Source organism: Pseudomonas sp. BYT-1 (genome assembly GCF_023611805.1).
In the GTDB taxonomy this organism is placed as follows: Bacteria; Pseudomonadota; Gammaproteobacteria; order Pseudomonadales; family Pseudomonadaceae; genus Aquipseudomonas; species Aquipseudomonas guariconensis.
Genome location: NZ_CP072559.1, coordinates 3,113,963 through 3,138,603 on the forward strand (window position 1 = coordinate 3,113,963; position 24,641 = coordinate 3,138,603).

17 protein-coding genes are annotated in these 24,641 nt (G+C 63.4%); 7 read left to right on the top strand and 10 right to left on the bottom strand.

Features of this window, described 5'->3' with window-relative positions; genetic code table 11:
• Positions 1-17: 17 nt before the first annotated feature.
• Positions 18-1,037: a transcriptional regulator GnuR gene (gnuR, locus tag J5X93_RS14530; protein ID WP_043212378.1), complete on the bottom strand. Its 1,020-nt coding sequence runs from the start codon at positions 1,035-1,037 to the stop codon at positions 18-20.
• Positions 1,038-1,245: 208 nt separating this feature from the next.
• On the opposite strand from gnuR, the gene J5X93_RS14535 reads away from it, so the two are divergent.
• The 3 genes from J5X93_RS14535 (at position 1,246) to J5X93_RS14545 (ending at position 3,634) form a co-directional block, all read left to right on the top strand.
• Positions 1,246-1,785 (top strand): gluconokinase, encoded by a 540-nt coding sequence (locus tag J5X93_RS14535; protein ID WP_043212376.1) that lies wholly within the window; start codon positions 1,246-1,248, stop codon positions 1,783-1,785.
• 99 nt (positions 1,786-1,884) lie between these two features.
• On the top strand, positions 1,885-3,237 hold the full coding sequence (locus tag J5X93_RS14540) for a GntP family permease (protein WP_043212374.1): 1,353 nt from the start codon (positions 1,885-1,887) through the stop codon (positions 3,235-3,237).
• Between the two features lie 88 nt (positions 3,238-3,325).
• Positions 3,326-3,634, top strand: coding sequence for a hypothetical protein (locus J5X93_RS14545; protein WP_182943125.1), 309 nt, complete (start codon positions 3,326-3,328; stop codon positions 3,632-3,634).
• 30 nt (positions 3,635-3,664) lie between these two features.
• Here the strand turns inward: J5X93_RS14545 and J5X93_RS14550 are convergent, their stop codons facing one another.
• From J5X93_RS14550 to J5X93_RS14565, 4 genes are all read right to left on the bottom strand, one after another.
• Positions 3,665-5,089 (bottom strand): sigma-54-dependent transcriptional regulator, encoded by a 1,425-nt coding sequence (locus J5X93_RS14550; RefSeq protein ID WP_090346551.1) that lies wholly within the window; start codon positions 5,087-5,089, stop codon positions 3,665-3,667.
• Positions 5,058-6,551, bottom strand: a complete 1,494-nt coding sequence (locus J5X93_RS14555; protein WP_090346548.1) for a sensor histidine kinase — start codon at positions 6,549-6,551, stop codon at positions 5,058-5,060. Before J5X93_RS14555 ends, J5X93_RS14550 begins: the two co-directional genes overlap by 32 nt.
• Before the next feature lie 293 nt (positions 6,552-6,844).
• Positions 6,845-8,299: a sensor histidine kinase gene (locus tag J5X93_RS14560; RefSeq protein ID WP_043212364.1), complete on the bottom strand. Its 1,455-nt coding sequence runs from the start codon at positions 8,297-8,299 to the stop codon at positions 6,845-6,847.
• A 100-nt stretch (positions 8,300-8,399) separates the two neighbouring features.
• Entirely contained in the window at positions 8,400-8,996 is a 597-nt protein-coding gene (locus tag J5X93_RS14565) for a lytic transglycosylase domain-containing protein (RefSeq protein ID WP_182943123.1), read from the bottom strand.
• 182 nt (positions 8,997-9,178) lie between these two features.
• Between J5X93_RS14565 and gspG the strand changes: the two genes are divergently transcribed.
• On the top strand, positions 9,179-9,604 hold the full coding sequence (gspG, locus tag J5X93_RS14570) for a type II secretion system major pseudopilin GspG (RefSeq protein ID WP_043212360.1): 426 nt from the start codon (positions 9,179-9,181) through the stop codon (positions 9,602-9,604).
• Between the two features lie 11 nt (positions 9,605-9,615).
• Positions 9,616-10,806, top strand: a complete 1,191-nt coding sequence (locus J5X93_RS14575; protein ID WP_043212358.1) for a type II secretion system F family protein — start codon at positions 9,616-9,618, stop codon at positions 10,804-10,806.
• 30 nt (positions 10,807-10,836) lie between these two features.
• Here J5X93_RS14575 and J5X93_RS14580 read toward each other — a convergent pair whose 3' ends face one another.
• Complete coding sequence (locus tag J5X93_RS14580) at positions 10,837-11,751, bottom strand: site-specific integrase (protein WP_182943121.1); 915 nt, start codon at positions 11,749-11,751, stop codon at positions 10,837-10,839.
• A 253-nt stretch (positions 11,752-12,004) separates the two neighbouring features.
• Here J5X93_RS14580 and J5X93_RS14585 point away from each other — a divergent pair, with 253 nt between their 5' ends.
• Together J5X93_RS14585 and J5X93_RS14590 are read left to right on the top strand one after the other, a co-directional pair.
• On the top strand, positions 12,005-12,652 hold the full coding sequence (locus tag J5X93_RS14585) for a DUF1345 domain-containing protein (protein ID WP_182943119.1): 648 nt from the start codon (positions 12,005-12,007) through the stop codon (positions 12,650-12,652).
• A gap of 264 nt (positions 12,653-12,916) precedes the next feature.
• A complete protein-coding gene (locus J5X93_RS14590) occupies positions 12,917-13,177 on the top strand; it encodes a DUF1652 domain-containing protein (protein WP_043212353.1) in 261 nt (86 codons plus the stop codon).
• On the opposite strand, the gene J5X93_RS14595 is transcribed toward J5X93_RS14590, so the two are convergent.
• From J5X93_RS14595 to J5X93_RS14610, 4 genes are all read right to left on the bottom strand, one after another.
• A complete protein-coding gene (locus J5X93_RS14595) occupies positions 13,178-15,259 on the bottom strand; it encodes a putative bifunctional diguanylate cyclase/phosphodiesterase (protein WP_043212351.1) in 2,082 nt (693 codons plus the stop codon). It abuts the gene before it with no gap.
• A 149-nt stretch (positions 15,260-15,408) separates the two neighbouring features.
• Positions 15,409-19,755, bottom strand: a complete 4,347-nt coding sequence (locus tag J5X93_RS14600) for a SpvB/TcaC N-terminal domain-containing protein (protein WP_182943117.1) — start codon at positions 19,753-19,755, stop codon at positions 15,409-15,411.
• Positions 19,756-20,015: 260 nt separating this feature from the next.
• Positions 20,016-21,503: an efflux transporter outer membrane subunit gene (locus tag J5X93_RS14605; RefSeq protein WP_182943115.1), complete on the bottom strand. Its 1,488-nt coding sequence runs from the start codon at positions 21,501-21,503 to the stop codon at positions 20,016-20,018.
• The gene (locus tag J5X93_RS14610; protein WP_090346531.1) at positions 21,500-24,607 is read right to left on the bottom strand and encodes an efflux RND transporter permease subunit; all 3,108 of its coding nucleotides are present in this window, start codon (positions 24,605-24,607) and stop codon (positions 21,500-21,502) included. The genes J5X93_RS14605 and J5X93_RS14610 overlap by 4 nt, the downstream gene beginning before the upstream one ends.
• Positions 24,608-24,641: the final 34 nt, after the last annotated feature.

Genomic DNA, 24,641 nt, shown 5'->3' on the forward strand with positions numbered 1-24,641 from the left:
CGGCCCGAACCAGCCGGTCAGGAGCTCTCGCGCACCATCAGCTCGAATCCCAGATCCTGCTGTTCGGTGGCCACCTGCTTGCCATCGAGCAGCGCCAACAGCGCTTGGGCTGCGCCTCGGCCTACCGCGGCTCGGGGGGTACGGATCGAGGTCAACCGCGGCACCATGTGCGCCGATGCCGGCAGGTCGTTGAAACCAACCATCGCCACTTGGCGCGGCACCTCGACGCCCTGGCGCAAAGCCTGCAATACCGCACCCTGGGCCAAGTCATCGTTACAGAAGAACACGCCGTCGACATCCGGCGCCTGCGCAAGCAACTGGCTGAACAGCTCGCTGCCCAGACCGATGGATGACGGTTGTGGCGCCAGCAGTTCCAGCTCCGGCGCCTGCAAACCAGCCTCGGCGAGCGCTTGGCGGAAGCCATCGGCGCGCTGCATGACGCGAGGGTCGAGCTGCGCCGCGATGAATGCCAAGCGCCGACGACCACGCTCGATCAAGTGCCGGGCAGCCGCGCGGCCGGCCTGTTGTTGGGAAAATCCGACCGACAACTGCCCCGCCTCGCCTCCGAGCTCCATCATGTGCACGCACGGCACGCCGCTGGCGGTCAGCATCTGCCGGGAAACTTCACTGCGCTCGAACCCGGTAAGCAGGATCCCGCAGGGCTGGTAGGCCAGGTAGTTGCGGATGAGGTTTTCCTCTTCGGCCAGATCGTAGTGGTAGTTGCCGATCAGTACTTCCAACCCGCGCGGGCGCATCACTTCGTGGATGGCCTCCAGGGTGTCGATGAACAGCTGGTTGGACAACGAGGGGATCAACACCACCACCGACTCACTGCGTGCCGACGCCAATGCCCGAGCAGCCGGATTGGCGACATAGCCTAGGCTCGCCGCAGCGGCCACGACTTTTTCCACCAGTTGCGGGGCCACGGTACTTACACCGCGCAAGGCGCGGGAAGCGGTGATGGGGGAAACCCCCGAAAGTCTGGCGACTTCTGCCAGGGTGGGGCGACCGGTCGTGCGCGAGCCTGTACGAGACATGGGGGTTGTAATTTTACTACTTGCCAGAAATGGGAACGGCCACTAAGGTAGCGCTGTCTCAGGATACAGGCAATGTATCTTTGGTAGCGGCTATGCGCCTAGCGTCCATACTGCGTAAAGACAAGACCAATAACACCCGGGAGGGTGGCGCTCGCATCCGTTTTCAGCGGCACCGAGACAGCGCTATCTCACCCCGCAGGAGGTACTGATGAACTCTCCCCTGACCGCAATCGTGGTGATGGGCGTGGCAGGCTGCGGCAAGAGCTGCGTGGGCGCTGCCATTGCCAGCACGAGCGGTGGTCGCCTGATCGAAGGCGATGCTTTCCACCCTGCCGAAAACATCCGCAAGATGAGCGCTGGCGTTCCTTTGAACGATGACGACCGCGCCGGTTGGCTGGTCCGTCTTGGCCAGGAACTGCAGGCCGTGCTCCAGGCCGGCGAACGCCCCATTCTCACCTGTTCCGCGCTTAAGCGCCGTTATCGCGAGACCCTGCGCGAGGCCGTGCCGGGCCTTGGCTTCGTGTTTCTCGAACTGAGCCCAGCCGAAGCGGAAAAACGCGTACTCGCCCGCCCCGGTCATTTCATGCCAGCCAGCCTCATCGACAGCCAGTTCGCCGCGCTGGAGCCGCCCCACGGCGAGCCTCTGACCCTGGCGCTGGACGCCACGCAGCCTATCGAAGCGCTGGCCGTGGCGGTAGACACCTGGCTAAAGCCCCAAGGTGACCGCAGCCTGGCGCGTACCGCCTGAACCGTCAGCCTTCCCGGCTCACCAAAGACAGCGCTATCTCGGCATCCAAAGATGCCGATCGTTTCGCCAAAACAATGATAAGACAGAGGCACATGAACCATGTTCGGACTGGCTACTGATACCTACCTGCTGCTCGACGCTCTGGTCACCATCGTCGGACTTATCCTGCTGATCACCCATTTCAAGGTCCACCCCTTCGTCGCCCTGACCCTGGCAGCCGGCTTCCTTGGCCTGACCTCCGGCATGCCGGTCGCCAAGGTCATGAAGTCCTTCCAGGACGGCTTTGGCGGTGTGCTCGGCTTCGTCGGCATCGTCCTGGCCTTGGGGACCATGTTGGGCAAACTGATGGCCGACTCCGGCGGCGCCGACCAGATCGCGCAAACGCTGATTCGTGCCTTTGGCAAACAGAAGGTGCACTGGGCCATGATGTTCGCCGCCTTCTTGGTGGGCATCCCATTGTTCTTCGAAATCGGCTTCGTGCTGTTGATCCCCCTGGTGTTCATCGTCGCGCGTCGCTCAGGGGTTTCGCTGATCAAGATCGGCATTCCGCTGCTGGCCGGCCTTTCCGTAGTCCATGGACTTGTGCCGCCGCATCCAGGCCCGCTGCTGGCGATCGGCATCTTCCACGCGGATATCGGCAAGACCATCTTCTATGGCCTGCTGGTGGCCCTGCCCACCGCGGTCATCGCAGGTCCGCTGTTCGGTAATTTCATCGCCCGCTACATTCCGGGCAACCCGTCCCAGGAACTGATGGACCAGATCGCCCGGGAAACCAATCAGAACAACCTGCCAAGCTTTGGCGTCACCCTGCTCACCGTGCTGCTGCCGGTCGTGCTGATGCTGCTCAAGACCTTCGCCGATGTGGTGTTACCCGCCGAGCACATCGTGCGCCAGTGGATGGACCTGATCGGTCACCCCATCACCGCCCTGCTCGCGGCATTGCTGCTGGCGTTCTACACCTTCGGTTCGGCCCGGGGCTTCTCACGTCAGCAAATCATGAAGATGCTCGACCAGAGCCTGGCTCCGACCGCCGCCATCGTGCTGATCGTGGGTGCCGGCGGCGGCTTCAAGCAGATGCTGGTGGACACTGGTGTGGGTAACGTGATTGGCCAGATGGCGGTGCAAGCCGAGATTTCGCCGATTCTGCTGGCCTGGCTGGTCGCTGCTGTGATCCGCATCGCGACTGGTTCGGCGACCGTGGCGACCATCACCGGTGCCGGCATCGTCGCGCCGGTGATCGATCTGGTCCCAGGCGTGAACCGCGAACTGTTGGTGCTGGCCACCGGCGCAGGTTCGTTGATTCTGTCCCACGTCAACGACGCCGGTTTCTGGCTGGTCAAACAGTACTTCAACATGACCGTGGCAGAGACGTTCAAGACCTGGAGCATGATGGAGACCATCCTGTCGGTGGTGGGCATCATCTTCATCATGCTGTTGTCGCTGGTGGTCTGACCGTTCGTCGCCGTGGTGGCACCTTGCGTTGAGGGTTGCGGCCCAACCCAGGTACAGGCAACACGCCTTTGCCCGCAAGGAGCCACCCATGAAACGATCGCGCACTTGGCTGCTCGCCGCCCTGCTGGCCTCTCCCCTGGCCCCGGCGGTGGGCACCGGTCCGACCCACCCGGACGATCCGCACAACACCGCGCCCAAGCCGGGCGCCGACAGCACCCTCAATCCAATCGAGAAGCCTGTGCCCCGCGATACCGACCCGCGTATCCAGGGCAACGATCCGGACAGCCCGCCCGCCGACCAGAACGATGATCGAAACCTCCCGGGAATGGACGGCGGAGGTTCTGAAGGGATGCGCGGGCATGGCGACGGAGGCACTCGCGGCCAGGGACAGCCCTGAAGAGCCTGGGACTGCCGTGCAGCCCCAGGCTCACCACTGTCGCTTGTCAGGCCGGGTCAGCCCCAGTTTCTCGATGCGGTAGCGCAACATATCCCGCGATAGCCCCAGCAGACGTGCCGACTTGGTGACGTTCCAATCCGTGCGGTCGAGGGTCCGGCACACCAGGTCGCGTTCCATGTCCGGCAGGCTGGTCCCAGGCTCCGGCTCATGCCGTGGCGGCTCGAAAGCCACCGACGTGGGTAAGCTCATGGGTTCGTCCACCAGGGTCATGCACAGGTTCAGCTGGTGCGCGGCCACGACATCATTGGGCGCCAGCAGGACCGTCTGCTCGAGCATGTTACGCAGTTCTCGTACATTGCCTGGCCAGCTGTAACCCAGCATCAGCGCCTCGGCTTCAGCAGAAAAGCGCAGATGGGGTTTGCCATATCGGCGCCCATGGTGAGCCAGGAAGTGCCTGGCCAGCAGCAGAATGTCCTGACCGCGTGCGTATAGCCGCGGCACCTTCAGCGCGATGATGCGCAGGCGGAAGAACAGGTCGCGTCGAAACTTGCCCTGCTGCACCATCTGCTCCAGGTTGCAGTTGGTGGCGCTGATGACCCGCAGGTCCACCTTGCGCTCCTTGACCGCCCCGATCCGGCGGATGCTGCGATCCTCCAGCAGCTTGAGCAGCTTGGCCTGCAGCACCAGGTCCATCTCGCCGATCTCATCGAGGAAGAGCGTCCCGCCATCGGCGGCCTCGACCAAGCCCACACGACGCTCCTTGGCATCGGTGAACGCGCCCTTCTCGTGACCGAACAGTTCGGCCTCCAGCAAATTGGCCGGGATCGAGGCGCAGTTGAATTCAATGAAAGGCCCCTTGCTGCGCGAGCCGTCAAAATGCAGGGCGCGCGCCACCAGCTCCTTGCCGGTGCCTGTTTCCCCTTCGATCAGCACCGGTGGCAGGTCGTCGCTGGCCATGCGCTGCTCTGCATCGAGCAACTGGCGCAGGGTGTGCTTGAGGTTCAGCATCGCCGAGGATTCGCCGATCAACGCCTGCAACCCAGACTTCTGCGCCTCACGCTCTTGGTAGAACGACAAGGTGCGTTCCATGCGCTCGGCCGCCAGGGCTTTATCGAGCATCAGCTTGAGTTCGGCCAGCACCACCGGCTTGGTCAGGTAATGGAACGCGCCTTCTTTCATGGCCAGCACGGCGTCTTCGACATTGCCGTATCCGGTCATCATGATCACCTTGAGCTCCGGCGCCTGGGTGATCAGTGCGCGCAACAGCTCGTGGCCGTTCATGCCCGGCAGGGAGTTGTCAGTCAGTACGGCATCGGGCAAGCCTTGCTTGACCTGCTCCAGAGCCAGCTCCGCGCTATGGCAGACCGTGACTTCGAACCCCTTCAAACCGAGGTAGGTACGTATGTTGTCCGCGAGGATCTCGTCATCCTCGACCACCAGAATGCTGGGCCCCATGGTCCCCTCCCGCTGCAATATTGAATACAAGACTCACGCGGGTTCCTTCCTCTTCGCGGCTGGTCAGGCTGACCGAGCCACCAAAGCGTTCCATGATGCGCTTGACCAGGGCCAGGCCCACGCCGAGGCCGCCCTGCTTGGTGGTGAAGAACGGCTTGAACACCATCCGTTCCTGTTGCTGACTCATGCCTTTGCCGGTATCGCTGAGCACCAGGCGCACCTGCTGCCCTTCCAGGCAACTGACTTCGGCGCACAACAGGCCGCCCTTGGGCATGGCTTCCAAAGCATTGGCGAACAGGCTGTTGAGGATTTGGGTCAGTTGCAGCGGTTGGCTGGCTACCCACTGTTGGGCCGGCCCCTCGAAGCTGAACTGCACGCCGTTGCGCTCGATCTGCTGCAAGAATGCCAGCCGGGTATCCTCGATAGCCGCCACCAGATCCACCGCTTCGGCCTCGTCACTGGTCGGTCGCAGCGACACCAGCAAATCACGCACCCAGCGTGACATCCGGTCAACCTGGCTGATGATGTCGGCAATGTTCTTGCGCGCCGGATCGCTTGCGATTTCCTGGGCTAACTCTGCGCTGGAACGAATGTTGGCCAATGGGTTGCGCAGGCTATGGGCCACGGCCGAAGACATCTCGCCCAGGGCCACGTAGGTCTCGCTGGCCACCAGGCGATCTTGCTGATGATGCAGCATCCCCGCAGCCCGGCGCACGATCCAGAACAAGCCGAAATAAATCAGCGCTCCGCCCACCAGAGTCGAGCACCAGATCAGCACATAGCCGCGCTGAATGCGTCGCACCAGATCTTGGGGCTCCTTGTAGATTTCGACCATCGACAGCACTTGCTCGCCTTGGCTGTCGAACAGCGGAATGTAGTTCTCGATGAACAAATAGCGTGGTTCGCGCTGGAATTTCTGCTCTTCCCGGTCATCTTCCGCCTTGTGATAGCTCGCTGAGACCGGCTTGCGCGAGTGGAAGGCCTCGTCCAAGTCGTCGTCTTCGGCAATGCGCTTGCCCAGCAATTGCGGGTTGGTCGACCAGACAATCGTGCGGTCATGGGCGTAAACATTGGCCAGCAAGATGTCCGGAAGGTGCGCCACGTGATCGAGGAATTCGCCGCGGGTCGATTGCACCAGAGCCGGGGGGATCTGCAAATGCTGATTGTCCAGGCGCGGGTCAAGCAACTCGCCCATGGTGGTGCCCGGGGGCAGTTGCGAATGGCGAACCTCGGCCTGGGCCATGGCCTGGATGAACTGGGCGGTGAGCATGGCATCGCGTTCGACGCTGTCGCGCACCACGAAGCGAGTCGAGAAGTAACCCAAGGCGCCGGCCACCGTTGCGATGATCAGCAAGCTGATGACCGAGAACCAGCGCAGCAGGTTGAACTCGCGCAAGGGCGCAGCGAGCCCAGTGGAGGGGCTGGCAGTCTTGTCCGGAAGATCGTGTTCCAGCATCTGCATCGCATCGTTCCCGTTCGAAGGCTTCGGGGGATGGAGTATCAGGACAGTGCTACTGCCTGTAGCAACGTGATAGCACTTTGCCTGAACTCTTGCCGCTGCCATTGGTCGCTATCATCTTGCTGCAAGTTCTCAGCCACCTACGTACCAATAGAGAATAACCATTATTATCAGGTAGTTACGACGCAAATTAGAGATCGATTCGAGATGAATCCCCCACTATTGGGTAACATCACCCAACTAAGTCAATTTTCTTATTAAATCAGGTAGATACGAGGCAATTGCAACGTAGAACATCATGATTTGACCAAGCGAAAATTCAGCGAAACGCTGGTACCTTGCCCTTCGCGGCTGCTCAACCGAACCGAGCCTGCGAAGCGTTCCATGATCCGCTTGACCAGCACCAGGCCAACCCCCAAACCGCCCTGTTTGGTGGTGAAGAACGGCCGAAAAGCCATGCGTTGCTGCTGGTCGCTCATACCCCGCCCGGTGTCCGACAGGCGCAAGGTCAGGCTGCGTCGATCCCGGCGCACCACTTCCACTCGCAACTGGCCACCCTTCTCCATGGATTCCAGCGCATTGGCGATCAAGCTGTTGAAGATCTGCCCCAGCAACACCGGATGGCCCACCACCTGCACTGAGGGCAGCGGCTTTACGTCCAGGTTCACGCCGCTGCGCGCCAGCGGCACGGCAAACGCCTGCAGGCTCTCTTGCAGCACCTGGGAGAGGTCAACCGGCACCGCGTCGTCATTGAGCGGGCGCAGCGACTGCAAGAGCTGGCGTACCCATTGAGACATGCGGTCCACCTGGCTGATGATGTCGCTGATGTTTTTCTGCGCCGGCCCTTCGTCGAATGCCTGAGCCAGCTCGGCACTGGAACGGATGCTAGCCAATGGGTTGCGCAAGCTGTGGGCGACCGCCGAAGACATCTCGCCCAGCGCCACGTAGGTCTCGTTGCTGATCAGCCGCTTCTGTTGCACTGCCATCACCCGTGCCGCGCGGCGCATGATGCCGTAAAGGCCGAAATACACCAGGCTTGCGCCGATCGCGATGGCCAGCCAGATCAACAACAGGCCATGCTCGATGCGTACGATCAGGTCATGGGGCTCCTTGTAGATCTCCACCATGGCGGTGACCCGTTCGCCATCGGCGTCGAACAGAGGAATGTAATTCTCGATGAACAATTGCTGGGGCGGGGTCACGAACTTCTGTTCGCTGCGCGCGTCCTCGAAGTCGTGATAACTGGCCGACACCTGCATCTTGTATTCGAAGGCCTGCTCCAGATCCTCGTCGGACTCGATCGACTTCCCGGTCAGTGCCGGGTTGCTTGACCAGATCACCGTCCGGTCCGGCGCATAGATATTGGCCAGCAGCATGTCGGGCAGGTGGGCGATATGGTCGAGGAACTCGCCCCGAGCCCGGCGCCGGGCGTCGGGGTCGACGTCGGGCATGGCCTGGTCGGTGCGCGGATCGAGCAACTCGCCCATGGTGCGCACATTGGGGATCGACACATGACGCACTTCGGCGTCGGCAATGGCCTGGATGAACTGCGCCGAGAGCAAGGCGTCTCGCTCGACACTCTCGTTGATGATGAAGCGGCTGGAGATCAGCCCCAGCCCGACGGCAATCGAGACGATGATCGCCAGGCTCACCCAGGCGTACCAACGCAGCAGGTCGAATGGCTTGCGGGCCACGTTGCTGTCGCCGCCAACGGGCACATCGAGTCTGGCGGAACGCGGGGCGAGGTCCATGGTCGACTCCAACGGCTGGGCACCTTCAAAAGGTTATAGCCCAGAGTTGGGGAAGTAGGCACACCCTGCGCGACATTGACCTGCGACACTTTGGCGGCGACTACAACGGCGCATCTTCGGCCAGCCCCTGCAACTTGCGGTAGTCACGCAGCACATTGGGTACGTAGCGGCGCGTCTCGGCGAAGGGCGGGACCACACCTCCGCGACTGATCACCGCATCGGGCCCGGCGTTGTAGGCCGCCACCGCCAAGGTGATGTCGTTGTCGAACAGCGTCAGCATGCGCTTGAGATAGCGCGCCCCGCCTTGCAGGTTGGATGCAGGGTCCAGCACGTCCTTGACCCCCATCTCCTTCGCCGTGTCAGGCATCAGTTGCATCAGTCCGGCTGCCCCCCGGGGCGAGCGCGCCTTGGGGTTGTAACCGGACTCGGCCTTGATCAGCGCGTGCAGCAGCGCCTGGGGAACGCCGTGGGCTTGGGCGGCCTTGGCCACTAGCTCGGCGTAGGGCCGGCCGGTGATCAATTGAGCATCGGCCGGCCCGGCATGGGCCACCGGCTCACGGATGACCCGTTCGTAATGCCGGCCGGGCCGGTGCACGTTGGACAGCACATAGCCGCCCTTGGCATCGATGGAGATGTACATGTCGGCCTCTGCGGCGCCCGCCGCGAGCCAGATCAATCCCAGGATGATTCCACGCATGTCGGCTGCCTCCCCGTCGTGGCCCCCGATGTGGGGGAAATGCCCCGGAAAACCCGAGGTTTTCAGCTACGACGCAAGCACTGTGCCGCTTGCTGCGCCCCATGGCGCAAGGCCCCGAGCCAGACGTGCACGGCTGTTGCATGGCAAGGCAAACCTGCCCGAACGCACTGGAGGATTTCACCATGCAACGCAGATCCATCACCCAGCGTGGCTTCACCCTGCTCGAACTGTTGGTGGTCCTGGTGGTGCTTGGCCTGTTGGCCGGCATCGTCGCGCCCAAGTACTTCAGCCAGCTCGGCCGTTCGGAAGCAAAAGTGGCGCGAGCGCAGATAGAGGGCCTGGGCAAGGCCCTTGACCTGTATCGCCTGGAGGTCGGGCATTACCCCAGCAGCGAGCAGGGCCTTCAGGCGTTGGTGGCGGCCCCCAGCGGTGAGCAGCGATGGTCCGGCCCTTATTTGCAAAAGGCCGTTCCGCAGGACCCTTGGGGCCGCGCCTATATCTACCGCCAACCCGGTGAGAATGGTGGCGAGTACGACCTGCTCTCGATGGGCAAGGACGGCCAGCCCGGCGGAGACGGGGAAAATGCCGAAATCACCAGCTGGCAATGAGGAGAACGGCCATGCGCTACAGCCTCAAGGCCCTGGGTCGCCAAGGCATCGTCCAGTTGCAGGTCGAGGCCGAGGATACCGAGCACGCGCGACGACAGGCCGAGAACCAGGGGTTACGGGTCGTGAGCATTCGCGGCCAGGGCGTCGCCCTGCGCGTCCTGGCTTTGCGCCGCGCGCCAGTGTTCGACCTGGTGTTGTTCAGTCAGGAATTGGGCACGTTGCTCAGTGCGGGCCTACCCCTGATCGATGCTCTCGAGAGCCTGGCCGAAAAAGCGCCCAACGCCTCCTCACGCAAGGTGCTGGAGGCGCTAGTACGCCAACTCTACGAGGGCCGCTCGCTGTCCCAGGCCTTGGGCGAACAGCCACGGGTTTTCCCGGCGCTGTACGTGGCTTTGGTGCAGTCGAGCGAACGCACCGGTGCCTTGGGAGATGCCTTGGGCCGCTATATCAGCTACCGACAACGCCTGGACGTGGTCCGGCAGAAACTGGTCGGTGCCTCGGTCTACCCCCTGCTGCTGTTGCTGGTGGGGGGTGGCGTGGTGCTGTTCTTGTTGGGCTACGTTGTGCCGCGCTTCAGCCTGGTGTTCGAAGGCATGGGCAACGAGCTGCCGTGGCTTTCGCAGGTTCTGATGAAGATTGGCCTGTTCCTCCACGCGCAGCAGCTACCCCTGGCATTGGCGGCACTGGGGGGCCTTTGCCTCTTGGCCTTGATGCGCCGCAACCCCGCCCTGCGCCGCTGGGCCAGTCGCCAGCTACGCCGTTGGCCCGCGCTGCATCAACGTCTGGTGATGTATGAGTTGGCGCGCTTCTACCGCTCGCTTGGCATCCTCTTGCAAGGCGGTATCCCCATCCTCACCGCGATGTGCATGGCCCGCGGCCTGCTGGGCAGCACCTCGGCGCAAGGGCTTGAACAGGCCAGCCGACGAGTGGGGGAAGGTTTGCCGCTGTCCGATGCGCTGGAGTTGGGCCAGCTGGTCACACCGGTGTCTCTGCGCTTGCTGCGGGCCGGTGAGCAGTCGGGAAACCTGGGGGAAATGCTCGAGCGCTGCGCTGACTTTCACGATCAGGAGATCGGCCGTTGGGTGGAATGGTTCGTACGCTTGTTCGAGCCGCTGCTGATGACCTTCATCGGCCTGCTGATTGGACTGATCGTGATCCTCATGTACATGCCGATCTTCGAGCTGGCCTCGAGTATTCACTAGCATTGGGATGGGTGCGCTGCACGCACCTGATCAGTAGTCGAACCGATCCACCGCCCGTCGCCGCTCGTTGTCGTCGCGCCGGTCGTAGTTGGCGGTGGTCTGGATGTTGGCATGGTGCGCGAGCTTCTGGGCGATGGACAGGTCATGCTCTTCGATCACCCGGGTGATGAATGCCCGGCGAAAATCATGGGGCATGATCTTGACCCCCACCTGAGCCCCACGCTGGCGGGCGATGTAGTAGATGGCGTGCTTGGTGATGCGCGCCCGTGTGATGTGGTTGCCACGGCGGATGCGGTTGAACAGGAATTCATCATCGGCCTCTCCTTCCGGCAAATGCTGGCGTCGAAGATCCAGCCAGGCCTGCAGTTTCTCGAACGCCCAGACGGGGGCGTACTTGATCAACTGGCGATTGCCCTTGCCCATGACCCGCAAGCTACGGGCCTCGAAGTCCACTTGGTCCAGATCGATGTCAACCGACTCGGATTTGCGCATGCCGGTGCCATACAGCAGCGCGATGATCGCCGCATCGCGTACGCCCTGAGGGCGCGGATCGGCGGCGCAGACGTCCATCAACTCGCGAATCAGACTGCGCCTTAAATTGCGCCCCGCCGGCAGCCTGCTGCCGCCTGCCGGCTTGACCTCGCGAATGTGCAACAGCTTTTCATGGTCGATCAGACCCTGGCGCCACGCTTCGTTCATCACCCCGCGTACCGCATTGACATACAGCGACGATGTGTTCGGGGCATAGCCGTCGGTACGCAGCGCTGCCACCAGGGCAACCACATGGCCTGGCTCGAGCTCGTGCCAGGGCACGTCGACGGTATCGCAGTCGACAAACCCCAGGCGGTCGGCGGCGTCCTGGAGGATGTAACGCATGGTCAGCTGGCTGGAAGGCGCCAGACGAGCCAGGTACTGCAACAGTGGGTTATGCAAGAAATCGGACAAAACATGGATCCTGAAGCGGGTCTTTCAGATTGGGTGGCAAGCCATATCGACTACAAAACACGGCGGCCATTACGCCTCCGGGTAGTGCCATCATCCTGATATACAAGGCATTTGCCGCTGGCACGGCGGGTGATAGTACCCCATTACCCTCCCTGTTCGAACCCAGGGCGGCGCGCGGTGTCGGAGTCTGGGCTGGATGGCGGGCCAGGCTGAACTAGAGTGTTAGCCATGCTCCTGTCACTGACGAGACCGCATGGCTTTCCACCGCCTCACCCGCACCCACCCTCGCCTGAGCATCGCCATCCTGGCGGGCCTGGTCGGCGCCTGGCTGATTCCTACCGACGATACCGTGCAGCGCATCCTCGCCGGATGGAACCTGGGCGTCTGGCTGTATCTGGTGCTGGTGTTCTGGCTGACCTGGCGCGCCAATGCCGACACCGTGCGCAAGGTTGCCTGCGTGGAAGATGAGAACGCAGGCCTGGTGCTGTTCACCGTCTGCTTCGCGGCCATCGCCAGCCTCGCGGCAGTTACGTTGCAACTGGCCGCCAGCCGTGGCCTGCAGGGGAACGACCAGGCCCTTCATTATTTGTACACGGGTCTGACGGTGGCCGGCTCCTGGCTGCTGATCGGTTGCATCTTCAGCCTGCATTACGCCCGCCTGTTCTATACCAGTGATCCCCACGCGCTGCCGCTGCGCTTTCCCGACGGTGAACGATCACCGGACTACTGGGACTTTCTCTATTTCTCTTTCACCCTGAGCGTGGCCGTGCAGACCTCCGACATCGGTGTGGCCGGACGCGGCATGCGTCGAGTGGTACTAGCCCATTCGCTGGTGTGCTTCGTCTACAACACGGCAATCCTAGGCTTCACCATCAACATTGCCGCCGGCCTGTTGGGTTGATGCACCGCACCACTGGTCAGAAAAGCACCATGCTCCGACAGCCGCGCGGAACCATCCTGACCAGCCGCTTTTGTCCCGGAAAAACGTTTGCCCTGGCCTTTTGCCGTGATTTGCTGCCCGGACCGTGGCACTGATTCAAATCAAGCAACCGCATATTTGTCATGCTAGGCGCGAGACACTGTCGTCACAGGTGCTATGGTTAGGTTCCTACCGGCCGAATGAGCGGCCGATCACCGCGTCAAGGATCAGGACAAGGAGGCTGGCATGAACAAGATGACGTTCCCCAACGCCTGCCAGGTGATGCGCTGGCATTTCCATCCATTGGGCTTCGAAGCCAGCATGGATGCACCGCGCAGCATGGTCGCCCGGCTGTTCGACCGCGCCACCGGCGAAACATTGCTGGCTATTGCCGGCATCCCCTGCGCGGCCATCATGGCGGCCGCGGATGTAGAGCGGATCATCGAGGCGGTGGAGGCCGAGATGGACGCATTCGAACCCTCATGCGCTCTGCGCGATGCGGTGTAGTCAGAGCGTCTCGGTCTGCCTCACCGTTTTGAGAGCCTTCATGAACTGCTCGGCGGGCATGGGCTGGCCGAGCAGGTAGCCTTGCAGCGAATCACACCCCAGGCGGGTCAAAAACTCCTGCTGGCGGCTGGTCTCCACCCCTTCTGCCACGATGCGCAGCCCAAGGGCCTGGCCCAGGGCGACGATGGCCGAGACGATTGCCGCATCGTCGCTGTCCTGCTCCAGATCGCGAACAAAACCTCGGTCGATCTTCAGCTCATTGGCCGGCAGCCGCTTCAAGTACATCAGGCTTGAATAGCCGGTGCCGAAATCATCGATGGACAGGTCCACCCCCATATCGGAAAGCTTCTGCAGCACGGTCAAGCTCGCGTCGGCGTCGCGCATGGCCGTGGTCTCGGTGATCTCGAGCGTCAGGCGGTTGGCCGGCAGCCGGTTGCTCGCCAAGGCCCGGGCCACGCTATCCACCAGACCGGCATGACAGAACTGGATGGCCGACAGATTCACCGCGATACGCCAGTCGTCATGCCCCTGCTCGAGCCACTCGCGCATCTGCCGGCAGGCTTCGCCGAGCACCCATTCACCGATTGGAATGATCAGGCCGGTCTTCTCGGCAAGGCCGATGAACCGGTCCGGCAACAGCAGCCCGTGCTGCGGATGCTCCCAGCGCAGCAATGCCTCGGCACCGATCGGCTGACGGGCGAGCGCATCGAACTTTGGCTGGTAATGCAGGCGGAATTGGCCATGCTCAAGCGCCGCACGCAGGTCCTGGAGCAGTTGCAGTTGCTGGCGCGCGTTGCTGTTCATCGACACGTCGAAGAAGCTGTAGCCGTTTTTGCCGGCACTTTTCGCGTGATACATGGCCGCATCGGCGTTACGCAGCAGTTCGTGCTGATCCAGCCCATTGCCCGGATAAAGCACGATCCCCACGCTCGCCGAGAGCTGCAGGTCGTGATCGGCCACCCGGTAGGGCCGGGCCACCAGGTTGACCTGCTTCACAGCTACTTCCATGGCATCGGCTGGCTCCTGCAACTCCACCAGCAGCACGAACTCGTCACCACCGATGCGTGCCAGGGTGTCCTGGCTGTGCAGGTGCCCGCGCAAACGGGCCGCCACCGCTTTGAGCAGCAGGTCGCCCACATGATGACCGAAGGCATCGTTGACCGGCTTGAAACCATCCAGGTCAATGAACATCAGGGCAAAGCAGCCGCCCTGCTCCGCCACCTTGCTGATGGCCTGGTCGATGCGCTCGGCCAGTAGGGTGCGATTGGGCAGGCCTGTAAGGGTGTCATGCAGGGCCAACTGGGTCAGTTCCTGGTTGGCCAGGGTCAGGGAGCGTGCGAGGTCCGAGGTGCGCGCCTCCAGGCGCGCATCGAGCACCGACGTGACCAACGCCACGGCGAGCACCGCCAAGGTGGTGATCAACACGACCGAATCCAGGCCGTCGCCACGCAGGCCGTTGGCCAGGGCACCGCAGAAGCTGCCTTCTGGGAAATTGGCCGCCGCCATGCCGGTGTAGTGCATGCCGACGATGGCCATCCCCATCACCACCGCCGCCGCCCCGCGGATGTGCCGCACATAGGGGGTATGACGACGCAGACGGAACGCGATCCACAGGGCCGCCGCCGATGCCCCTACGGCGATGGCCAACGAGGCGCCGAAGAGGGTCGGGTCATAATCGATGCCCGGCACCATCTGCAGTGCAGCCATGCCGGTGTAATGCATACTGGCGATGCCACCGCCCATGATCAGTGCCCCCAGCCCCAACTGCAGCATCGGCAGGCTCGGCTGGCTGACCAGCCACAGGGCGAAGCCCGACGACAGGACCGCGATCAGCAGCGATAGCCCGGTGAGCGTCCAGTCATACCCCAGCTCGATCGGCAGGCTGAAGGCAAGCATGCCGATGAAATGCATCGACCAGATACCGATACCCAGGGCAAAGGCCCCGCCCCCCATCCACAGGTGAGCCGCACGTCCCTGCGCCGTGGCGATCCGGCCAGTGAGGTCCAGGGCGGTATAGGAGGCAAGGATGGCAACGCACAGCGAGATCAACACCAGCGCGGAGGAGTAGCTACCGATCAGCATTTAGATACCAGCAAAGGGGCTGAGCAAGGGGCCCGAAAAGTTGATTATTGTACTCAAGCGTTAGGGAAACGCACGGGCTTTTTAGGGGTGACAACGGGCCTGCCAAGCCACCGCGCAGACCCCGCCCGGGGCCTGCGCGGCGAGTTCGGTCATGCCGTATCGTTTTCGTCCTCCGAGACCGTGAACCAGGGGTAGTACTGCGTGCGTCGCTCGTAGCCTGCGGCAGTGATCACGCGGCACACACGCCCAGTGGCATCGTACAGATGAGTATCGGCATAGAGTCCCTCGCCCGTGCGCTGATCGCTCACCGGGCGCCAATCGTTCAGGTAGAACGGCAGCCAGGTTCGCACCGGTTGTCCCTTGTTGTCGTACTCAGTCTTTCCGCTCACGGCCCAACGTATGGCGGCATGGGCCGTGACAGCCTTGCCATGCTCATCCATCTCCAGCTCGCCCTTGGAGGTGCGGACCAGTGCCTCTCCCGGCTCATGCAAGACCGAGGTCTGCAATGCACGCCCGCCCCCGTCGCTGTAGGTCACGTTCAAGCGCACCTGCTGCTGCGGGTCACCGTCGTAGCGATCGGTCAACAGGCTGATGATGTGCGGCGGCTCGCGCCCTTGGTCCAGGTCAATCTCGAGCCCATGCGTCTGGGCAAAACGCCTGAGCGCAAGTTCGCCGACGCGCCCAGGTTGAAACCTGCCTTGCTCGTCACGGGCCGGGAGCATCCAGCTGTCGGTCACCAGCAGGTGCGCCGTGTGGACCGGCACGTCGCCGCCTTCGAGCGACAGCATGGCCTCCATCGATGTCGGCACTTCGAATGCCCGCGTGGGGTGGTAACCCGCCTTTTCGCCATTTTCCGTGCCGTGGAATCGGCTCTGGACCACCCGTCCCAGTGCATCGAACATCACCGACCGCACATTGTCGTTCGGATCGATGAACGACATTACCGTCATGAAACGCCAGTCATGGCTAAAGCGCGTGCACAAACCTGCTGCGTCGGTCACCTGCTGCACGGCCAGTCCATGAGCCGTCCATTGCACAACCACCTCTCCCGTCAGTTCGCTGTCCCGCGCACCGACCAGCCGGTAGAAACCTTCGGCGCCGCAGTAGCGCGCCAGGCCATGGCGTCCCAGATAGACGCACTTGCCGTCCTCCGGTAGCTCACCGATACGGTAGCCGCCCTGATTCAACAGACGCTCCAGCTCCGCTTGGGGGATGTGGTCTTCGAAAGCGACCAGCGACGCCTGCTCCAGCATGGCCGTCTCGGTGTGAGCCACCAGCGCCTGACGCACCGGCACTTCAGTCAGTTCGCCCGAGGTGTCGCACCACTGCACACGCCTGTATTGACTCAACGCGGCATCGTCCAGTCGCGCAAGAGGCCCCTGCTCTGCCTGCAGGCTTTCCACGGTGAAGCCCCCCTCGGGTACCTGTGCCGACTCCAGTTGCAGCACGTCAGTACGCTCCCCTTCGCTCAGACCGGTCAGATGAACATGCCCGTCATGCAGGTTGCGCACTCGCTGACGCGATAACGTCAGCCACACCACGTTCTGTTGCGCGTCGCGAGAAGCGGCCTCAAGCCCTTCAGGCAACGTGTCCGGGTAAGGCGATGGCGTGAGGGCATCCCTGCGCGGATAGCGGATGTCCACGCTTTGCAGGACGCTGCCATAAAGGTCTTGCTCCAGGATGACCACCTGCGAAACCACCGGGTCCTCAGCGATACGCTCCGTAGCCAACGTCAAATGCTCCACCGCGGTTACCAGCGCCGCAGGCTTCGTCGGAATGCCGGTCTCATAGGCCCGTATCTGAAAACGCTGGCGGGTGATGCTGTAGGGCACGCCCGCCCGATCGCTGCCGTCCAGACCGTAGGTTTCCGTACGCACCGGCATTCCCTTCAGCGCGCGCAACAGCCAACGCCGTGTCTCGCCCTCCGGCGCGTAGGGCACCTCCTGCTGGTCGGTTTCCAGCCGGGTGATGCGCAGCGGGCTGACGGCAAAGTCAGACTCCGCCGAGCCCGGCGCCGCAAATATGCCCTCCAAGGTCGTGTCATAAGCTTCGATTCCACTGAGGAACCAGGTGCGGATCTGTGCAGGTGGCGAACGCTCTGGCGCAGTGCCCTGGGCCTCGACCAGCGTGTCGGTCTGGATCAGGCGGGTAAACCCGCGAAACTCTCGTTCGATACCGTCCCAGATGCCGCGCAGGTATGTCATGCCGCTGACGGTACGCAGCCCGCTGATGTCATCGACCGTGGTCACTCGGCTGAGCATGTGTACCGGAAACGGCAGCAGGCTCACCGCCGCCTTGCCTTGTGCGGTCAAGGCGGCTTTTTCATCCAGCCAGCCCTGGGCTGAGCTGCGGTAGTCGAACTGGGTACGGCTTCCGGTGTTGGTGCAGACCTGGGCCAGCAACCACGGCCGCCGGTCGTTGAAACGGTATGCCCAGGTCCGTGGCGCCATGTGCGGCACGGTCAGCACCAGCTCTGCCGTGCCCTGTCCGCGCAGGTCCGTCACCTGCAGCAGGCAGGTGTCATCCAGCACCACTCCCTTCGGCGCCGGCACTGGCGCAGCCTCCACGAAGCAGTTGCCGGCCTGGCTGATGAACACCCTTACACGGTCGGCCTCGCGGTACAGGATGTCGGTGGTGCCGCTGCCATCCGTATCCCCGAGAAACACCCGCGAGGCGCTGAAGTTCTCCACGGCGAAGCCGCCGATGTCGATTGGCTCACCGAAGCGGCCATGGCCGAGCGACGGCCAATAGGTGACGCCCTGCCCAGTAATTTCCATCAGATGCTGCTGGCCGCTGCCGGCCGGATCAGCGAATGCCACCAGCCGATGCTCACCGCCCTCCAAGGGTAATGGCGTCGTCCCCAGGTATGGCGTATCACTCGCCCGCTGCCAGCCTTCGCCGGCAGCACTGGCCCACAACCGGACACTGCGCGGGCCGATCATGGCGACATCCAGCAGTCCTGCGCCCGTCAGGTCGACCCGCTGGGCGCTGGGGTTCAACCATTCCGAGGGCAGGGCCTGGAGGGGAATGAACCGGCTCCACTGGCCGTCCGGGCCAAGGGTGAAGCTGCCATGCATGCCCGGCTGGGCGATCAGCCACTCGGGCCGGCCATCACCGTTCAGGTCGGTCAAGACGCCTGCCGCCATGGCTGGAACCTGGGGTAGTACCTGTGGCCCGCCCCACGTCACGGCATCCGCTCCTTGCGTGGCATCGCGCTGCGGTGCGCGGTAGTGCCAGGCACCTTCGTGCTGGTAAAGCAGCCCTGGCACGCCTTCGCCATGCAGATCGGCCATCTGCCAGCGAGGCGGGCTGAAGCCGTCCAGTTCAGGCAGCGCGTCCCAGGCCGGTGCCTTGCGCCCCGGCCGGCTCAGCTCGAACTCCGTCGGTGGCAGGGTCACCGGCGTACCGTCTGGTTCATAGGCCACCAGCTGGGCCGACATCAGCAGTGTCGCCACGGCTGAATGTTCGTGGACAAGGTGCAGGCGCGAGACCAGCACCGGGGTCGTATCGGCCTTTGCGGCCATCATCTGGGTACGGTGCCAGAGCATGACGTCCCGGCACAGACGCCGTACGCGCGTGTTGAAGCCCCAGCGCCAGAAACTGTAGCGGTCCTGGCGAACCGGCCAAGGCGCGTCCGTCTCGAACGGCGGGGAAACATCCAGGGGCGTATTGCGCTCGCCATAATCGAACAGCATTACGCTCATGAAGTCCTCGGCGTCGAAAGCGCCTTCAGGCACCAGCAAAGCGTCCGACGGAGTCGCGTTCAGCGCATGCACGCCGACCAAATACAGATTCGTCACCTGCCGGTGGGCAGCCAGTTCCTGGACGTCGCAGCCAGCGTCATCCTCACGGCGATAGGTGTAGACCAAGTGCTCGCCCTTGGCGCTGACCGTCTCTTCGGCGTACCAGCCAGCCACCCGCGAAGGGTCCTGCGGATCGCTCAATCGGGCGCTGGCCGACCAGCCGAACAAGGTGATGCTGCCGTCGGCATGGTAGTTGAGCCAGAAGCCTGGTGAATCGGGGCTCGCGTTGGGCCGCCAGTGTTCGAGACGCTCCCCGCGGCCGCCGCTGCGCGACACCCAGGGCGTGACCGTGTACTCAGCGATGACTGTGGAGAACGGCAAGCTGCGCTCGATACGCACACCTGCTTTGTCGCGCAGGATTTCCTCGCCGTCTGGGCCGGCCAAACGATCGTCGTCGTTATACCGTGGGATGCCGAAACGGCTCATGCGCGATACCGCAGGCAGCGGGCAATGCAAGCCGGCGCCGAACGCATCGTTACCGCCACCTGAGCTGTAGCTCAGCGTCAACGACGGCGACAGCTCGCGCCCGGTGGGCAGGGGCAACGGCAACGACCAGCCGGCCGCACCATCGGCGCTGCCGACGGACAGCATGCCGCCACCGATGGAGACGGTACCGCCGCCTTTGGGTAGCGACGGCGGGGTAAACAAGGGGTCGCGGCGAGAGTCCACGGACGTAGAGGATGAATCAGGCATGTTGGGCTCCTGCGCGCCCTCCCGCATGTCGCGGGAACGGCGCAGACTACTGGATGGCATGGAAGGAGCGTGCCTGCATGCCCGCCCGCTGTTGGCGGGCGCTCTGACGCGCATGCAGGGCGAGATCGCTCAAGCTTCGAAAAAGCTTATCCATCGGCCCAACGGGGCAGAACTGCCCGAAACACTAGGTGGCGCCCGGCAGGAAAAGATGCTTGCGCTGCACCTGCCAGCCTGCGCAGCTTTACCGACCGCTAGCGAAACTAATCCGCCTCGGCAAACGCTTGCTGGGCATCCCAGCCACCGCCCAACGCGGCAATCAACTGCACGCTGGCGACCAGCCTGCCCTGAAGCAAAGTCAACACACTGCGTTCGTTGCTGAGCGCGGTGGTTTGGACGTTGACGACATCCAGGTAGCCGATCAGTCCGGCACGGTACTGGTTTTCGGTCAGGCGCAGCGATTCACGGGCAGCATCCAGCGCTTCCTGGCGTACCACGGCTTCGTCCCCATACACCTTGAGCTGAACCAGATAGTTCTCGACCTCTTTGAAGCCATCGAGCACGGTTTGCCGGTACTGGGCCACGGTCTGGTCGTATACCGCCACGGTGCGATCCACCTCGGCACTGCGCCGACCGGCGTCGAACAGGGTCATGGCCAGCGAAGGCCCCACCGACCAGTAGCGGTTGGGCAGCTCGATCCAGTTGCTGAAGCTGCTGCTGGAGTACCCACCGCTCATGCTCAGGCTCAAATCCGGGAAGTACGCCGAGCGCGCCACGCCGATGTTGGCGTTGGCGGCCATCACGTTGCGCTCGGCCGAGGCGATGTCGGGGCGGCGCTCGAGCAGTTGCGAAGGCAGCGACACAGGGATCTGCGGCAAGGCCGGGATGCGTTCGCTATCGGCCAGGGCGAAGTCCGCCGGCGCCTTGCCCAGCAGCACAGCGATGGCATTTTCGTACTGCGCGCGCTGCCAGGCCAGATCGATCAGGTCAGCCTCGGTGCTCTTGAGCTGGGTGCGCGCCTGCGCCACGGCATCGGGCCCGGCAACCCCAGCGCGGTACTGGTTTTCGTTCATTCGCAGCGAACGTGCATAGGCGGCCACGGTGGCCTCCAGCAAGCGCTTCTGCTCATCGATCACACGCAGCTGCAGGTAGTTCTGCACCAGCTCCGACTGCAGGCTAAGGCGGATCGCCGCCAGGTCCGCGAGACTGGCCTGGGCACTGGCCTCATTGGCATTGAGCGTCTCGCGCAACTTGCCCCAAAGGTCGATCTCCCAGCTCACGCCAAGCTGGGCGTTATAGGTGTTGCGGATGCCGCTGCTGTTGTTCGACAGGCTCGAACTGCTACTACCGGTGCCCTGGGCCGAACGGGTCTTGCCCACGGAAAGGTCCAGGCTTGGGAACAACGCGCCCCGGCTGCTACGCACCAAGGCCTGGGCCTGACGGTACTGGGCCTCGTATTGGGCAACGGTCTGGTTGTTGCGGTTGAGTTCCTCGACCAGGGCATTGAGCTCTGCATCGCCGTAAATCTCCCACCAGGCGCCGCGGGCAATCGCATCGGAGGGGTTGGCCTGGGTCCAGCCCTCGGCCTGCTTGAACTGCGCTGACGTGGCGGTTTCCGGGCGGTGATAGTCCGGGCTCAGGGTACAGGCGCTGAGCAGCGCCACGCAAAGCCCGGCGCCGACCAGGCGCGAGCCGCGCCCACGGGTGAGCAGCTTCAGGGCGTGGTGAAGTGGGGTCTGGGCAAAGTTCATAGCGGGGTATCCAGTGCGGCGTCGGTGCGCACGCCACGCCAGCGGTTGAACCGATGGCGCAGGCGGTCGAGGTACAGGTAGACCACAGGCGTGGTGTAGAGGGTCAGAACCTGGCTGAACACCAGGCCACCGATGATCGTCAGGCCCAGGGGCTGGCGCATTTCGGCGCCCTCGGCACGGCTGAGCAGCAGCGGCAGCGCGCCGAGGATGGCGGCCAGCGTGGTCATCAGGATCGGGCGCAGGCGCAGCAGGCACGCTCGGCGGATGGACTCCTCCGGGCTCAGGCCATCGTTGCGCTCCAGTTGCAGGGCCAGGTCGATCATCAGGATGGCGTTCTTCTTCACCACCCCGATCAGCAGGAACAAGCCCAACAGCGAGATCAGGCTGAACTCGCCCCCGGTGGCGTACAGCGCCAGCAAGGCGCCCACCCCGGCCGAAGGCAAGGTGGAAAGAATGGTCAGCGGATGGATGTAGCTTTCATAGAGGATACCCAGCACCAGATACACCAGCACCAGGGCGCCGAGGATCATCAGCGGCTGGCCCTGGGTGGTCTTGGCGAAGGCATCGGCGGTACCGCCAAGCTTGGCGATCACTTCCTCCGGCAGGCCGAGCTTGGCCACCGTGCGCTCCACCGCGGCCATGGCCTGGTCGGGGCTGTAGCCTTCGGCGACGTCGAAGGCGATGGCTTCGGAAGCGAACTGCCCTTCGTGGCTGACACGGTCATTGGCCAGACTGTTCTCGTAGCGGGCGAAACTCGACAACGGCACACGCGCACCGTCGGCGGTGATCACCTGGACCTGTTCCAGGGTGCTCGGGTCCCAGGCGTACTTTGGGTTGATCTCCAGCACCACTTGGTACTGGTTGAGGCTGTCGTAGATGGTCGAGATCTGCCGCTGGCTGTAGGCGTTGTTCAGCACCGTGGTGACCATCTCCATGTCGATCCCCAAGCGCTTGGCCTGGTCGCGGTCCACCACCAGCGTCACCTGCTGGGTACCGGCGCCGTCACGGGCATCGATGGCCGTCAGCTCGGGCAAGGCGCGCAGGGCTGCGACCACCTTCGGAAACCACTCGCGCAAGGCGCTCAAGTCGCCACTTTGCAGGGTATAGAGGTACTGCGAGGTGGATTGGTCACGCCCGCCTCCGCCCAGCTGCAAATCCTGGTCGGCCATCAGGAACAACCGGCCACCGGGCACCTTGGGCATTTCCTTGCGCAGGCGTTCGATCACCTGCTGGGCCGACAGCTTGCGCTCGCCGATGGGCTTGAGGCGCACCAGCACGAAGGCATTGTTGGTCCCACTGTTGCCGCCAATGAAGCCTGCCACGCTCTCTACCGCCGGGTCGGCCAGCAAGGCGCGGCGGTAGATTTCCATCTTCGGCTGCATCACGCTGAACGACAGGCCATCGTCGCCACGGATGAAGCCCTGCAACTGCCCGGTGTCCTGCTGGGGCATGAGCGTCTTGGGCACCACCACGTACAGGGCGATGTTGACACCGATGGTCACCAGCAGGCTGATCAGCGTGAGCCGCTTGTGACGCAGCGCCCAACCCAGGCTGTGGTCGTAGGCCGCCACCATGCGCTGGTGCAATTGGTCACTCCAGCGCTGCAGGCGGTTCTGTTCCTGGGCGTGGGGTTTGAGCCAGCGCGAGCAAAGCATGGGGGTGAGGGTCAGCGACACTAGCAGCGACACCAGGATCGCCGCGGCCAGGGTGATGGAAAACTCCTGGAACAGCCCCCGCACGATGCCGCCCATGAACAGGATGGAAACGAACACCGCCACCAGCGAGACGTTCATCGACAGCAGGGTGAAGCCCACCTCCTTGGCGCCGAGGTAGGCCGCGCGCATGGGCGGCTGGCCATCCTCGATATGGCGGGAGATGTTCTCCAGCACCACGATGGCATCGTCCACCACCAACCCCGTGGCAAGGATCAACGCCATCAACGACAGGTTGTTCAAAGAGAACCCGCACAGGTACATGATCGCGAAGGTGCCCACCAGCGAGACCGGCACGGCCAGACTGGGAATCAACGACGCACGGACATTGCCCAGGAACAGATACACCACCAGGATCACCAGCACCACCGCGATCAGCAGGGTGTGCTCGGCTTCCTTCAAGGTGGCCTTGATCACCGGCGAGCGGTCCATGGCCACGTTGAGCTTGACGCTTGCCGGCAGCAGCGACTGCAAGGCTGGCAACTGTGCCTTGATCTCGTCGACGGTCTGGATGATGTTGGCGCCGGTCTGGCGGTTGACCACCAGCAGCACCGCGGCCTGATCATTGAAAAAGCCACTGTTGTAGCGGTTCTCGACGCCGTCGGTGATGCTCGCCACATCGGACAAGCGCAGGATTGCGCCGTCCTGCTGGCGGATCACCAGCGGCTCGTAGTCCTTGGCTGTTTCCAGCTGGTCGTTGGCACGCACCTGCCAGTTGCGCTCGGCATCTTCGACGAAGCCCATGGGCCGGCGCTGGTTGGCATTGGCCACCGCGGTGCGCACTTCATCGAGGGACAAGCCGTACTGGTTGAGCAACTGGGGTTCCACCGAGATGCGCACCGCCGGCAGCGAGCTGCCGCCGATCTGCACTTCCCCTACCCCGCTGACCTGGGCCAGGCTCTGGGCGAGGATGGTGTCGGCCATGTCGTAGAGCTGGCCTTTGGACAGGACCTCGGAGGTCAGCGACAGCACCATGATCGGTGCCTGGGAGGGGTTGATCTTCTTGTAGGTGGGCATGCTGCGCATACCGCTGGGCAGCAGGTTGCGGGTGGCGTTGATCGCAGCCTGCACCTCGCGCGCCGCACCGTCGATGTCGCGTCCCATGTCAAAACCGATGATCACCCGGGTCGAGCCCTGGTTGGAGCTGCTGGTCAGCGTAGTGACCCCGGCGATGCTGCCAAGCTTGCGCTCCAGCGGCGTGGCCACGGTGGCCGCCATCACCTCAGGGCTGGCCCCCGGCAAGTTGGCCTGCACCACGATCACGGGAAAGTCCATCTGCGGCAATGGAGACACCGGCAGCAAGCCGAAGCTCACGCCCCCCAAGAGCATGATCGCCAGGCTCAGTAGCATGGTCGCCACAGGCCGGCGAATGAACGGGCCGGACAGGTTCATTGGAAGCTCCAAGCCACGAGCTGCACGCTAGGAG